This window comes from Brevundimonas sp. (genome assembly GCF_041648055.1).
In the GTDB taxonomy this organism is placed as follows: domain Bacteria; phylum Pseudomonadota; class Alphaproteobacteria; order Caulobacterales; family Caulobacteraceae; genus Brevundimonas.
In genome coordinates this window covers 229708-244027 of the sequence record NZ_JBAZPS010000004.1, presented here as the reverse complement: position 1 = coordinate 244027, position 14320 = coordinate 229708, and the positions used below count along the sequence as shown (strand labels likewise).

Annotated in this window: 12 protein-coding genes; 2 read left to right on the top strand and 10 right to left on the bottom strand. The window is 62.8% G+C overall.

Going from position 1 to position 14320, the window contains the following annotated elements; translation table 11 throughout:
- Positions 1–265: 265 nt before the first annotated feature.
- Positions 266–565: a 50S ribosomal protein L28 gene (rpmB, locus tag WC585_RS10990; RefSeq protein ID WP_292170981.1), complete on the bottom strand. Its 300-nt coding sequence runs from the start codon at positions 563–565 to the stop codon at positions 266–268.
- 204 nt (positions 566–769) lie between these two features.
- On the opposite strand from rpmB, the gene WC585_RS10985 reads away from it, so the two are divergent.
- Together WC585_RS10985 and WC585_RS10980 are read left to right on the top strand one after the other, a co-directional pair.
- The gene (locus WC585_RS10985; RefSeq protein ID WP_373258018.1) at positions 770–1273 is read left to right on the top strand and encodes a DUF3617 domain-containing protein; all 504 of its coding nucleotides are present in this window, start codon (positions 770–772) and stop codon (positions 1271–1273) included.
- Between the two features lie 27 nt (positions 1274–1300).
- Positions 1301–1594, top strand: a complete 294-nt coding sequence (locus tag WC585_RS10980) for a PepSY domain-containing protein (protein ID WP_373258017.1) — start codon at positions 1301–1303, stop codon at positions 1592–1594.
- A gap of 3 nt (positions 1595–1597) precedes the next feature.
- On the opposite strand, the gene WC585_RS10975 is transcribed toward WC585_RS10980, so the two are convergent.
- The 9 genes from WC585_RS10975 to WC585_RS10935 all read right to left on the bottom strand — a co-directional run bounded on the left by WC585_RS10975 (position 1598) and on the right by WC585_RS10935 (position 14315).
- Positions 1598–3040 carry an SLC13 family permease gene (locus tag WC585_RS10975; RefSeq protein WP_373258016.1) on the bottom strand — a complete coding sequence of 481 codons (1443 nt, stop codon included), beginning with the start codon at positions 3038–3040 and terminating at the stop codon, positions 1598–1600.
- The gene (locus tag WC585_RS10970) at positions 3037–4197 is read right to left on the bottom strand and encodes a glycerate kinase (protein ID WP_373258015.1); all 1161 of its coding nucleotides are present in this window, start codon (positions 4195–4197) and stop codon (positions 3037–3039) included. The genes WC585_RS10975 and WC585_RS10970 overlap by 4 nt, the downstream gene beginning before the upstream one ends.
- Before the next feature lie 577 nt (positions 4198–4774).
- Positions 4775–5089 carry a DCL family protein gene (locus tag WC585_RS10965; protein ID WP_373258014.1) on the bottom strand — a complete coding sequence of 105 codons (315 nt, stop codon included), beginning with the start codon at positions 5087–5089 and terminating at the stop codon, positions 4775–4777.
- 23 nt (positions 5090–5112) lie between these two features.
- Entirely contained in the window at positions 5113–7725 is a 2613-nt protein-coding gene (locus WC585_RS10960; protein ID WP_373258013.1) for a DEAD/DEAH box helicase, read from the bottom strand.
- The gene (locus tag WC585_RS10955; protein WP_373258012.1) at positions 7722–8693 is read right to left on the bottom strand and encodes a DUF1837 domain-containing protein; all 972 of its coding nucleotides are present in this window, start codon (positions 8691–8693) and stop codon (positions 7722–7724) included. Before WC585_RS10955 ends, WC585_RS10960 begins: the two co-directional genes overlap by 4 nt.
- A 135-nt stretch (positions 8694–8828) precedes the next feature.
- Positions 8829–9683, bottom strand: a complete 855-nt coding sequence (locus tag WC585_RS10950; protein WP_373258011.1) for an HNH endonuclease — start codon at positions 9681–9683, stop codon at positions 8829–8831.
- Complete coding sequence (locus WC585_RS10945; RefSeq protein ID WP_373258010.1) at positions 9683–11359, bottom strand: AAA family ATPase; 1677 nt, start codon at positions 11357–11359, stop codon at positions 9683–9685. The genes WC585_RS10950 and WC585_RS10945 overlap by 1 nt, the downstream gene beginning before the upstream one ends.
- A gap of 245 nt (positions 11360–11604) precedes the next feature.
- A complete protein-coding gene (locus WC585_RS10940; protein WP_373258009.1) occupies positions 11605–13407 on the bottom strand; it encodes a class I SAM-dependent methyltransferase in 1803 nt (600 codons plus the stop codon).
- A 38-nt stretch (positions 13408–13445) separates the two neighbouring features.
- Positions 13446–14315, bottom strand: a complete 870-nt coding sequence (locus tag WC585_RS10935; protein WP_373258008.1) for a DUF2971 domain-containing protein — start codon at positions 14313–14315, stop codon at positions 13446–13448.
- Positions 14316–14320 lie beyond the last annotated feature (5 nt).

Here is a 14320-nt window from a genome sequence, read left to right as displayed (position 1 = left end):
GAAAGATGCTCTTGGCGAGATCCAGACCAACAGTGCTAACCTGTCCCATGGACGCCTCCTCGAGTGTTGTTCAACACCCTCACTCTGGCACATCGATGCCGTCGGGGGGCGTCCACCCCATCACCCACAGCGGACCTTCAGCGCGTCTGCTTCCGCCCTATGTGCCGCCCGATCTGCATTAGGTCGGTAGCCCCGTTCCCCATCCGCCCAAAGAAAAAGGCCGGTGTTTCCACCGGCCCTCTTCACATCTTGATGTCGTCGCCGATCAGGCGGCGGTGGCTTGCTCGGCCAGCTTGGCCTTGACCTGGCGCTTGATGCGCTGGGCGGCCATCGACAGTTGCTCGTCGCGGGCCTTGACGATGAAGGGGTCCAGGCCACCCTTGTAGTCCAGGGTGCGCAGGGCGGCGTTCGAGATCCGCAGGCTGAAGGTCTGGCCCAGGGCTTCCGAGGCGACCTTGACCGTCTTCAGCGACGGCAGGAAGCGGCGCTTGGTCTTGACGTTCGAGTGGCTCACGCTGTGGCCGACCATGGGGCCGATACCGGTGAGTTCGCAGCGACGCGACATGGGACTATCCTTGGGCAGAGGCGTCCACGAAGCGTATGGACGCATGAAATGATTGCGCGCAGGAACGGGGCTCCTGCGCGAGAGGGGGCCGTATAGAGGAGGGTGCCCCGCCGCGTCAAGGGTTTCGCGCCCGTTCAGGCCCCGTTCAATTGCGCCCCTGTATCCGCTCTAATGATGAAACGCCCTTCTGTCGAAAGACCCGCCATGTCTCGCAAGCCCAGCCGTGTCTTCAGCCGCGTCCTGGCCACCGCCGCGCCCGTGATCGCCGGGGCCCTGTTCCTGGCCGCGCCGGCCGCTGCGCCGATGGCCGGCCCCTCCTATCAGGCCGCCGCGACGGCCGCGCCGCCGGTCCTGCCTGGATACTGGGAATACACCACCAGTGCCCTGGGTCAGCGGGACACCGAGACGAAGTGCGTGCGCCCCAGCGAGATCAACCGATTCTTCGGCGGCCTGTCGACGCGCCACTATCAGTGCACCTATCCGGTGCGTCAGGTCGGCAACGGCAATGCCCGGTTCGAGGGCAACTGCGTCTCGCGCAGTGGTCGTCAGGCCCGCGTGCGCCTGAACGGCACCTATCAGGCCGAGCAGTTCAGCTTCCGCGGCGGGGCCTCGGTCAAGGCGGCGGGTATCTGGAGCCCCTTCATCCCCGCGACCATCACCGCACGGCGACTGGCGGCCCAGTGCCCGGCCAATGCCGAGTATTTCTGACGGCAGACCGCTGACCAGGAGGACGCCATGAGACTGCACCTATTGACCCTGACGGTCGCGGCCCTGGCCTTCAGCCTGCCGGCGTCCGTCACGGCGCAGGATCGTGAGCGCCCGGCGGTCCGTCAGGGTATAAGCGAGGCCCGCGCCCTGCAGATAGCGCGCGGCTACGGCATGGTCCGGGTCGACGAGATCGAGCAGGACGATGGAGGCTGGGAAATCGAGGGTCGCGACCAGCGGGGTCGCAAGCTGGAAATCGACATCAACCGCGACGGTCGCGTGACCCGGGTCGACCGCGCGAACGACCGCGACGACGACGACTGACCATCAGGTGGACAGCGCCAGCCCCGTCCACTTCCACCAGGCGAAATAGAAGACGATCATCAGCAACAGGTGCACCGGCGTCAGGATGGCGCTGAGCCGCATCAGATCGCGCGGGCGGAAGGTGACGCCATCCGCATCCTGGAACAGCAGCAGCGCCTTGGAACAGACCGGAAGCGTCAGGCAGTAGTTCATGCCCGCTGTGGCGATGAACAGCACAGCCACCGGATTGAGCTCGGCCGTCTGGGCCATCAGGATGAAGGGCGGCCCCAGGGCTGCGGTGCGGGCCACGTGGCTGGTCATGAACAGGTGTGACGCCAGGCTGATCACGGCGATGGCCGCGATGACGGCGATCTCGGGCGCATTGCCGCCCCTGATGGTGTTTAGATTGGCAATGTCGAACATCGCGCCGATCAGCCACCCGGCCGCCTGGGTATTGATCAGGGCCTGGCCCAGAACCAGCGCCGCCCCCACGAACAGGACCAGCGACCAGTTCACCGCCTTCATCGCCGCCTTGAACTTCAGCACGCCCAGGCGCGGGGCGGTCAGGGCGATCATGGCCACGACCGCGACGCTGGCGATGCGATAGCCGTGCCACTGGGTGGTGAACCACAGGCCGAAGGTGACGGCCGCAATGGCCAGTGTCGTCCATTCGGCCCGGCTCATGGGCGTGTCGCTACGGGCTAGAAGCGGAACGGGTGCCGCCCGTTCCGGACCGTTCAGGAACAGCCGCAGCACGACCCAGCATGACGCCAGCGAAGCTGCCAGGGCGAAAGGCAGGCCCCACAGGGCCCATTGCGCAAAGCCGAACCGCTCGCCGATCCGTTGATACAACAGGTCTTCGGCCAGCAGGTGCGAGCCCGCGCCGGTCAGGGCCGCCGTGGTCGCCACCAGGATGATGGTGGGGATCAGGATGGCATAGGCCCGACGTCCGCGTTCCGCCGCCCGGCCCCGCTCCACGCCGAAGAAGCCGTTGAGGGCCGGCAGGGTCGCCGCCGCCCTGCCCGATGTCGACGGGATCAGGAAGGTCAGCGGGATCAGGGCCAGCGTCGTCAGCCAGAACAGCTGCCCGGTCGTGCGCGCCCGCGACGCGACCGCCGCGGTCAGGCGCGCGGCCAGGCCCGAGCTTTCGAAGGCCGCGCCGATGACGAAGGCCCCGATCATCAGCCAGATGATGTCGTCGGCCAGCATGCCCGTCACGTCGCGCTGGTCCGCCGCGCCGAACAGCACCAGGGCCACGGCCCCCGCCAGGGCGATCCAGGCGGCCTCGATCTTCGTTGTCGCCCACAGGATCACCGCCGTGCCGAACACAGCCAGCGCCACCCGTCCCGGCTGGAACAGGTCGGCCGGCAGCACCACCAGCGCCGTCAGCAGGGCAAAGGCCGACAGCAGTCCCAGAAGCCGGATCCAGGGTCGGCGACGGCCTTTCGTTTCGTGGGTCAGGGTCATCCGCGCGGCATGGCCCGACCGGCCAGGACGGTGCGCATCACATTCTCTGCCGCCAGGATCAGCTGCGCCTCGGCCTCGGCCATGGCCATCTCCATCGGGCAGGGGCGCATGGCGGTCGAGAAGAAGGCGTCCACGCCGTGCTGATAGACGATACGCGCCGGATCGCCGACGGCCCCGGCCAGGGCGAAGACAGGCAACCCGCGCAGCTTGGCCCGGCGCGCGACCTCTACCGGAATCTTGCCGTTCGGCGTCTGCAGGTCGATCCCTCCTTCGGCTGTGAAGACCAGATCGGTCTCGGCCAGGCGGGCATCCAGATCGAAATAGGGCAGGACCACATCGTAGCGGGACCGCAACTCCGCCCCCAGCAGGACCCTCAGCCCCGTGCCCAGGCCGCCGGATGCACCCCCGCCCGGCATCTGGCGCACATCGATGGCGAAGGCGTCCTGCACCACCCGGGCATAGCGATCCAGGGCAGCATCCATCCGCTCGACCGTTTCGGGCGACGCGCCTTTCTGGGGGCCAAAGACGCGGGCGACGCCGCGCGGACCGCACAGCACATTGGTGATGTTGCAGATCGCCTCGATGCGAACCTTGTCCAGCCGGGGGTCCCTTCCGGTGATGTCGATATGGTCGAGGCGGGCCAGACCTTCACAGCCCGGCGGGATGTCGCCACCCTCCGCGTCGAGCAGGCGCAGACCCAGCGCCTGGGCCATGCCTGCGCCCCCGTCATTCGTCCCCGAATCGCCACAGCCGACCAGGATGCGTTCGGCCCCGCCTTTGATCGCCGCCTGGATCAGCTCCCCGACACCCCGGGTGGTGGTCTTCATCGGGTCGCGCGCATCGGCCGGAACCAGTCTGAGACCGGCGGCCTGGGCCATCTCGACCACGGCTGTCGGTGTCTGCGTTCCGCCCAGCCAGCCCAGGGTCGCCTCCACCGGCTGTCCGACCGGGCCAGTGACCGTGAACGCTTGAAGCCGGCCGCCTGTGGCCACGGCCATCGCCTGGGCAAAGCCTTCGCCGCCATCGACCAGCGGCAGGCGCGTCACCCGGGCGTCGGGTAGGGCCCGCAACACGCCCTGGGCGATCGCCTCGGCAACCCGGTCGGCCTCCAGACATTCCTTGTAGCCCGAGGGTGCCACGAGAATGCGCAGGGTCATGACGTCTGTTCCCTCTGGCCAACGATCAATGGTCCTTGGCCGCGCCAGTATGAACAGAAGCTGACACAGTTGCTGGACGCGACCAATCGCGAAGGTCTTCTCCGAAGCCCGTCATATGGCGTGACGTGTCTTGCCATGCTCGAGCCTTAGAAACCTGGGAGGACCGCACGCGGTCCCTGGCCGCTCTGGACCCGATTCATCGGGGCCAGAGCCCATTGTCTTGCGCATTCAACGGACCAGCGATCACTCCGAGCGCGGACGGGGCGCTTCGACGTCTGCTTAGCGAAATCAATGCAGGACGATGGTGGGTGATGTAGGGAACTCACTACAGCCACAGCGCAACGCTGAAAAATCAACGAATTCAAGACCTGGACTGCCCAGCATACGCTCCGAAGTACACACCAAAAACACACCAAGCCGGTAGGTGACCGAGTCCAAACATGGCTGATAGCGGTAGGCGGCGGCATCTGCTCTCAGCACGCCCAGGTAGCCGCACTAGTCGGCAACTGCGCTACACACTGTAGTAGAACTTAACGGGGGCTTGGGATGAGAACGACGGAGGCCATTAGGTAGCCCGTCAGACGGAACCGGATTGAGGCTGCCCGTAGATGCACGTCTGGTAAGAGAACTTCTCTGTGGTTCCATCGACCCGGTTGACCCAAAAACATTTGGTCCGGAAGTCAGCGCTTCGGACGCTAAAATGCGTGATGCCGGGGCCGATCTTGGCGGCCGCCTCTGGATGTTTCTGCAGGGCGGCTAGGAGAACGGCCTCGTCGGTCGCGCCAACCTTGTCTCCGATGTCGTAGCGGTTGAGCATGTCCTTTAAATGGGCATGCGCGTCGCCTTTTTTCGCGAACTCAAGTGGCCCTAGGGTCATGGGTTTGGCCGGCATGGTCTGTCTCCGTAGCTTGGTGATTAGGCGAACGAGAGGACATCCGATCCCGATTGCCCTCCCAGGAGTTTGGCGCTCACTTCGCGCAGAATGATCGCGGGAATATCCAGGCTGTCGAGCCGGTTGGCGCGGTCCTTCACCCACTCAACGCAGGCTTCCTTCGTCAGGTCGTCGCGGGCGATCTTCTCATAAAGGGCGACCGCGCTCATGCGGGACAGGCCCAGCTCCATGAGCGATAGCAGCGTCAAGCTAGAGACGCCGAACTCCAGCTGGGTTCCGATGTCCAAGTCCGTGTCGACCAAGTCTTCGCGACCGATGGCGCGAAGGTGCACATGAAGGATGTCCATGTAGGCGGACAGGTATTTGGGAGCTCGAAAGCGGGCGGTCTGCTCGACCTTATCCATGGTATCGCGGATCAGGACAGGGAGTTTGAAGGGTCGCCTGTGGTCTTGGTGGTATTTGATGTTCGCCTTGATCATCGAGGCCAGGGAATGACCCTTAAGCCAGCGGACGACAATGAGGGCGTGATAGGGCTCCAGGCCACGCGGCATGAAGGCGGGGAACAGATGGTCGTTTATCCGGCCCATGATGGTGACAAAGCGGTCGTAGCTGTCCTCACTGTCGACCGGTGCAGGCAGCAGATTCTCGACGTCGTGCGGATATTCGCGGAAGGCGTTAAGGAGGGTCTGCAAACTCAGAGCGCTGACACCCGAGTGCCGAGCGGCCACCGCGTGGTCGATTTCGACCGAGGCGGCGAGGGTCTCAAGGCTGGCCTCCAGACGGGCGATGGTTGCCGGATCGTGGCGACGCGCCAGATCCGCGTCCGACAAAGAGCCTAGGCGCATGTAGGTGTTGAGGAGGTAGCCACCCACCTGCTCGAACCGCTCAGCGTCATCCAGCTCGGCCAGGACGACGTTCGCACGCCGTTCTAGATAATCCGCGAACGCGTCTCCGGTGTCGAGGACGGCGTCGCTCTCGCGCTTGATCGGGTAGCGAGCGCGGTCCGGAACGCCCGTCGGCCACGCCTTGAGATCATTGGGATTGATGCAGATGATGTTGCCCTGGAACTCGTCGCCCCATCGGCCCGCGCGACCTGCGAGGTTCCAGAAATCATGCGGTTCCATAGGATTGCCCCGGCCTTTGCGGGGGCCGCGCACCACGATCGTCCGGCACGACAGGTTGACCCCTTCAATGAGCGTGGAGGTGCAGACGAGGAAGCGGATTTTACCAGAGCGGAAGAGCCGTTCCACCTCGGTCCTGATGAGCGACGGCATGTTGCCGTAGTGGAAGGCGACGCCCCGCTCTACGAGGGGCCCCAGACCGTATCTGGGATGAACGCCCTTGCGGACGAGATCGGACAGCTCCGCGAGTTCGGGGTCTACGGCCTCGGGATCGGCGACCAGTTGAGAAATGAAGTCCGCCACCTCTTCCGCCTCGGCTGCACCATTAGCGTACACCAGCGTGCCGGTTCGTTCGCCGCCCGCCGCCGCGGCGATGAACGCCAGCCGCTTGCGAAGGCCGGCAGGCGAACTCGTCAGCTTCAGGGTCCCGATGGGCAGCTCGCGGCCGGGCAGTTTGAGCGCCAGATGCCACTGCTTGGGTTTGCGCGGGACCTGCTCGGCGACGATCAGGTTCTGCAAAACGGTCGGGGCGTCGCTGTTCACGCTGGCGACGTCTGCAGAGGGGGGGGCGTCGGCGAGGAGTTCGCCCGGATTCTGAGTCGCCGGGCTGATGAAGGCGACTTTGAGCGACGGATTGGCGCGGGCGACGCGCTCGATTGCGTCCTGCAGGATTATGCCGCGATGGTCGTCGCCGATCTTGTGAGCTTCATCAACGATGAGAAGGTCCATGCCCACCGCCTCGCCGAGGGCGTTGATCAGCAGATGCAATCGCTCCTGCGTAAAGACTAGGATCAGCCTCTTGCCGCCAGCGGTGGCCGCATCGAACTTCTCGCGCAAGGGCAAGGAGGACACTTCGATGTCCGCTTTGACACCCACAGCGGCGTTTAGGGCGGTCTCGATCTCCGACACGAGTGCCCGCGTTGGCGCCAGGTAGACGGCGACACGTGCCTCCGTTGCGCGGAGCTGGTCCAGCAACCACTGAAGGACGAGAAAGGTTTTGCCCGACGCCGTGGGTGCCGAGGCGGACAGCCATTGATGCGTGCTGGCGTCTTCCCAGAACCGCTGCTGGAAATCATTGACCTGAAGCCAGTGGCCGGTCGACTCGACCAGGACAGAGTGATCCATCCGCCGGCGCTGAGCCTCGAGGCGCAGGCCGGAGCCCAAACGTGACTCGAGGTCGTCGTCAATGCGGCCGCGGGCCTGAGCGAGGTCGACGGCCCGGAAGTTTACAAGCTTGTCCATGAGGACTGCGCCCGCGTCTCGCACGACCTCGTCTGAAGAAAGTGAGACGGCGGCAGTGGCGACCCGCAGGGCCGCCTCTTGATAAACCCGTGTGTCGGACCGGGCCAGGATACTTGCTGCCAGCAGGAGATGCGACCAGTCCAAGTCCGGCTCCTTCGTCACCTCCTCGGCCAGATTGTCGATTTCCGTTCGAACGATCCTTCGCGTGAGGACATCGAGTTGTTCCCGAACGCCCTCCTCGAGCAGCCACGCCTGCAACTCCGGAAGCGTCACCGGGTCAGACCCATCGCTTCGAGGAAGTCTGAGCGGAACTCGTCAGCGGAGGGGAGCGGAAGGCAGAAAATCTCAATCTCGAAGGCTTGCAGCTTCTCCGCCGTCAGCCGCGCGCCGATCTGCTTTCTCCATTCGGTGAGCGCCTCCTTCGCCGCCGTCGCGATCTCGTCGGCGGCCGCTTTTGCGTCGTCGCCGGGGTAGAAGTCCGAGGTGAATCCGACCAAGGCGACGCCGCAGTAGCGCACCCGCCGGGACAGTGGAGAGCTTAGATCGAAATATTGTCTAAGCGCCTGAGTCAGAGCGGGATTACTCAGGTCGGCTTTGTCACTCAGGAGGATGAGGTCACGCTCCCGATCGGCACCGTCGTGCTCCGGCTGCACGAGATATGGCGCTAGAGACGCTAAGCAATCCCGGATCGCGTCCGAGGCGGACTTGTAGATCTTGGACTCGCCCCAATACAGCTTGAGTATGCCGTCGTCAGTTACACCCGCGTAGACCCCGTCGGCACCGTGATAATGCATCCGGGTGTCCGTCTTTAGATCCATCTTGCAAAGGATCTGGGGAATGCCGAGATAGCGCTCCGCGAGCAGAAACAGCAGCATCTCGCCGCCCTCGCCCGTCTTCGTCAGATCGGTAAAGGAACGTCTGGCCTGTTCAAGGAGTCCCGCTACGGCTTCCGTGCTGTTGAACTCAGCGTCACGCTTCTTGGCGGCAGCGAGTTTGGACCGCGGGATGGCGTAGTCGGCCACCACGTTGCGCATGAACGCCGCCAACCGTTTAGGCTGCACACGGCCGTTGGCGTCGACAGTCAGGCAGTGGCAGTGGATCCGGACCGAGTGACCGTCGACCTCGATGTCGCGTTCGATCAGCTCGAGGTGCACGCCGAGGGTCTCCGGCGAGCCCGTCAAGGCGGCGTGCAGGTCGTCATAGGTAATCCGGGACAGCTCGTCCTCAAGCTCCGCAGTCATGGGCAGCAACCTAGGCGGGTTTCGTCCATGCGGTCCAGAGCCAGGGCCAAGGTTCCGTTCTCTCGCACCGTTTGACGCTCGTACGACATCGTGCGCCGGACTTTTCCCGGACGGATTGACTGAGCCTGGGCTGGGTCAACCGCCATACGCTGGGTTCTGGCCAAAATAGACAAGGGCTCCTCCTTGGATGAAGGCGTCGCAGCCGGCGAGAGCATTAAGGGTCGCGGGCCGCCAGTCATTCAATCCGAACCGGACGGCCATGCGAGCGGCCGACCGGGTGAAGAAGGCGCGCAGCTCCGCGTGAAAGCGATCCTCCAGGAGGTCTTCGAGACCGGACGCAATGCCGAACAGGAAGGTGTTCACCTGACGGTCGTAGCGGTCGTTCAGCCTGAGACGCTCGAGCTGGTGGTTGAGAGCGTCCGCCAACGCCGGATCGAGCCCATCCGATGCGATCGCGAAGGTTACGGTGAGCTTCCCGTCAGCGAACTGGGCAGTGGCCCTAAGAAATGTGTGGGCCGGAAGTGCAGCGAAATAGGGGTGTATGAACCTGCGACCCTGCGCGGGATCGAGGGCGCGTTTGGCGTTGTTGCAGCCGGAACAGCAAGGAACGAGGTTGCGGGCGTAGATGGCGAGCGCCTTGTAAACCGATTTTGGCAGGTAATGGTCAAGTTCGCGGGGCTCACCGAAGCCACAGAGAGGACAAACGTTCACGCTGAGAAGCAGGCGGTCACGAAGCGCCGCTAAGCGACCGTTGATTTGAACTTGGCCATACGCGGTCTCAAGCGCCGTCCGGGTGGCGTCGCTGAGCGCAGGTGGAACCAGGCCGTCGCCGGGCTGGCCGCCGAGCGCATCATAAGCTTGGTAGACAGCAAAGACGGCCGCACGCTCCTGCGGCGAAAGCGGATAGACCGAAGTGCCGTCCCTCAGCGTGAGCGCAGCAGTGAGGTCATCCGACGCGTCGTCGACCGTGGGTTGGGGCAGCGTCCACATCAGACTTGCGTCGCCTCGCGGGCGGCCAACGTCATCAGGAACGCGCGGGCCTGAAGACTCAGGCCTTTTTCGAACAGGACCTCGATGGCATCGACCGACCTGAATCGGGTCCACAAACCAGAGAGGACCGTGTGATAGTCAGTTGACTCGGTCGTGAGGCCGAAGACCTCATCGGTCACCGTGCCAATACTCTCTCCAAACGTTTCGATTGCAGGAGCGACGAGACCGAATGCACGCCCTTCACGTCGCACGACGAAGACGTGCTGCGACAGCGTTTCCTGAACTACCACCGGCGCATGCGTCGCCACCACAGCGAAGGCGTCTAGGTCTTCTAGGACATAGCGAATTGCATGCATCAGGGCAGCCAGGAGTGGGGGATGCAAGTGAGCTTCCGGCTCGTCCAAAAATACCATCGACCTCGGCTCTGCGTAGGCCACAAGGGAGGCCAGGGTGAAGAGTACAATCTTGTGGCCGGTGCTCCATTTTAAGAAGGCAGATTTGGGATCGGAGCTGAGCAGGGTGTCGAGCCCGCGAGGGGTTACGTCGCTGAATGAGGGGTCTGCCAAGAGGAGATCGGCCGCCGACGACAGAAGCCACTGGCGATCGATGTCGACGTTGATGCGCGCGATGGTCCGAGCAAACTCGCCTGCAAGTTCGTCCAATGTCTTGAGCAGACTGTCGGCCCGGCGTTCGCCCCATCCTCCGCCGGAGGTCTCCTCAGCAGACGAATCCTTGCTGGCCTCCGCCTGCGCCAGCTCTTGTTCCAGTTCAGCTGCGATGTCTCGAAGCCCACAGAAGACATAGCGTCCGGTCCCCGCGCGCATTTCGCTAGCGATCTGGCGACGTTCTGCAGCATCAACGCCAGGCACCTCGAAGGCATCGAAGGCGCTGAACGACACCGTCAGGATGCGGGTAAAGCCCACCCCAGGAGGTTCGACGCGACCAAGGTCCTGCAGGCGGGAGCTCCGCCGGTCGGTGGGCGAAGCGTGAAGGACGCGCGCCATGCGCGCTAGTAAGGTGCTCTTTCCGGAGCCATTTTGGCCGGTCAGGACGGCGACACGGCGCGGCAGCTTGTGCCGGTTTGACGACCCGCCCCTAGCCCTTGTTCCAGCGAAATTTTCTGAGGGAGCGTCGAAGTCCAGATGCAGCGGCGACGTCCAGCCGGCCGGTAGAAATTGCATTTGGAGAGACATGCCGACCAGCGAAGAGAAGTCTTTAGTGAGCAGCACTGTCGCCAATCGTTCGAAGTCTTGAAGATCGCGGCGGACTGATATCGACCAGCCACGTTCGGCTTGAAACGACGAAGCGTGGTCGGGATCCAACAGCGCGTCCCTCAGCGCCCCGAGGATGGCGTCGCGCTCTGCGCGGTCTAGTTCCGCAAGCCGCTCGTAATAATCGAGCGATTGGCCGAGCGAGCAGTAGTCAGGTGGCAGGGCTGTTAGGAGGCCGTCTGGCAAAATGCCGAGGCTCGTTTCGGCCTGGCCGCGCTTCAGGATCTTGACGTCGCCTAACCTCTGCTGATCTTTTGAGCGAAAGAGATTGTACTGGGTCTTGAACCCGTGATCGTCCCAATTGTCGCGCACGAGAAAATAGGCGGTATTAACGATCGGGAACGGCCCGCGCTGGGAGGGGATGACTGTAAACAGTGGTCCGTTGGTCTTCTGGATAATCTGCATGGCTTGCCCTCCCACCGCACGCTAGGCTTAGCTGTCCACTTCTAGGCCTGAACGCAAGGTCGGTGTTTGGTGGAGGCTGGTCCCGTGCGCAGCAGAAGTGCGCTATCCACAAATGAACGGGCGGCTCAATCACGGGAACAACGCTGCCGGAGTTGAAGCCAAACGCGCGGGCACAAATGGATCGCCTCGATGTGTTTGCCCCGCTGCAGGGAGGGCAACTGCTACGGCAGTTCGACAGCGTCGCGCTAGGCGATGCTCGGCGAGTTAGGAGACAAATCCTCTCTTAAGGCTAAATCACTCATCGGGAAGTCCGCACATTCACCTACTACATGGCAGCCATAGAGGAAGTCGTTGCCAAGCCAGCGCTTGTCCTTGGCAATACCGTCGAGCGCAAAACGGAAAGTCAGCTGAGCCGAGAGGTCGTCCCAATCCTCGGGAGTAAGGTGAAGGGCCGAAATCCAGTCGTGGACGTAACGGCACTCGTCAAATGCGATGACGTCCATGAACATGGGCGTCACCTTGTTCTCGGCAACGTAGCGGAAACGCCGCGTCTCACGAACGTTCGGGTGAGAGGGATAGGCTAGCTGCGCAAATGCCGGGTAGAATCCGATTTCGGATGTAGGGACGTCGCAAAGGAAAGGCATGCTTTCCTGGTATGGAAACTGGCCGATGCGAAGCATCGCCTCCGACCACAAGGCCTGATCATGGCGCCAAGCGTAGTAGAGCGAGATAAGATCTTTGAGATCTTTGACGTGCTGGATATGTAGCTTTCCGACGAGGGCGTTGTGCCAATCCCTGACGAGCTTCTTGGCACCTATAGGTGGCGCACCGAAATTGATGTCGACTTGGTAGAAACCACACGCGGCCAACGTCCAAATCAAGGAAAACAAATCGGAGTCCACTACAGCGTCACCGTCAGAATCCGGAAGCTCGATGGATCTCTCCTCAGCGAGTTCAGCCCCGCCCGCCAATCCTTCGACGACGGCGGACTCCCCGGGGAAAGCCGCTTCGGTTGCGGCCGACTTGACCTCAACACCATCGTCCTCGTCAGCGCCAAACGCCTCTTCGTTGAAGATCACCAAGCGCTTTCCTCGAGCGATGGCGGCATCAAGATCAGCCTTGAAAGCGACCTTCCACAGATCGCTGCTCAGCAGACGGGCCATCGGCGCGACGATGGTCGCTAGGTCCATCAGACTGCGCGTGATGAACAGGCCATAGTAGCGTTCGAAGTCGGACTTAACCTCTTCGACGAAGTCCTTGGGCGGCTCGTCTTCACCCCATTCTTCGACGGCATCGGGTGAAAGATTGAATGCGTAGCTATGGGCCTGAGGGCCCTCGACACTGCCCCCATTCTCCGATTCAAGAAAACTCTTGGGGTACAGGTAGGCAGCTACCAGAAAGCTGTAGCGATCAAGATCCTCAGGGCCGGACACGTCCGGCCGGGCGAAGTTGCTGACGAGGACTCCCAACGGTGCCAGAGCGCAGTGCCGGAACATTGTTGCCAGGACCCGAGCCGTGTTGGAGCTACGACTTGGAAATGGGCCGCACGCATCGAAATAGATGATGTCGAAACGCCGGGGTGTGGCGATGAAAAAGTCCTCGATGCTCGCGGGGATGAATTTGATTCCGCGCGCCCTCAACTCGCGCAGCGTGCCCAGGCCCTGGGTCGCGGCATTCTCATCGGCCTCGAACGCCCAAATGTTCTCCGGTCGCACACCCAGCTCCAGTAGAACCGCGAGGTCGTTCTGCGGTTCGGGCCCAGCCAAGTAAGCGACTGTGATCTCGCCCGGCATGCGCGCTCCGATGGCCGCGGCGCGGAAGCTGCGCCAGGAAGTCAGGTCTTCGTCTTTGCAGGCAGCGCCCGCCATCCTGTCGCCCTCGGTCTCGCTGCTCAGTAGGGCCTCGCGAACGCGCTCAGGATAGTCGCCCGGCACAATCGCAGCGGCTTCGCGACGTGACGTTACCAACTCAACCGCACGCGTGAGGGAAAGTCTCCGGGCCCTTTCTTTGGTAGGCTGATCGTAGGACGACAGGAGGGAAGCGGACATCAAGGTCTCAATGAATAAGGTTGGTCGCGCTTAGGCGCTCACGCCTTAGGGTTGCGAATTTTTGCTGCATGGCTTTCTGCCTCACGTGCGGCCTTTTGCGCTGCTGCAGCGACGTCTGCCGACTCCGATCGTTGCATGGCGTCGAGGTCGGCCCATTGCCGGATCAATCGCCAATCGTCCCCGAAGTGATGTTCGCCGTGGAGGATCGTCCAGCCAAACTGCTCGACCGGAGTTCTCTCTACTTTCGTCAAGCTGCTACTGAACCACGCTTTCTCGAAGACCACATGCTTCAAGTCGGGTCGCGTTTTCGCAGCGTTGTAGATTGGTTCTTCCGCTCGAGCGTCAGCTCTAGCGCCAAAGACGACCCGCTTGATCGCGGCGGCAGGGATTTCCGCTACGTGGATACTGGGAGCCTTCTCGCGAAGCAGTTCCAGCGACCTGACCAACCGCCACTCACGCTCATATGCCCAAGGCTCGCTCTTGAAAGACACTGTCATCCAAAGGGGAAGGTCCCGAGCTATGAAATCGACCCGGCTAGACTCGTACTGAACCTGTAGAAGCGCCTGCACCGCCTGGGGGCTAGGATCGGAAATGAGTATTTGTTCGGCGTCTAGCTCGATGATTGCGCCTCGGTGCTCGTCTCCATAGTGCGCCCACAACAACATGTTGTCTTCGTCAGCGGACAGGCTCAGCACGCCCAGATCTGCGCGTTGCCGCTCGACGGTTTTGGCGAGGTCAATGACGAGAGCCGGAGCATTGCGTCGAGCGATGTCAGCTGCCTCCGCGGGCGGGGAGCCGCCAGCGACCATGTGGTTATAGAAGTCGACCTGGATCGTCTCAGCATTTAGCATCACGCTGAGCTCGTGTGGATTGTTCAGGTGCCCAGGCTGGGTGAAACGGATATTCAAGTCGC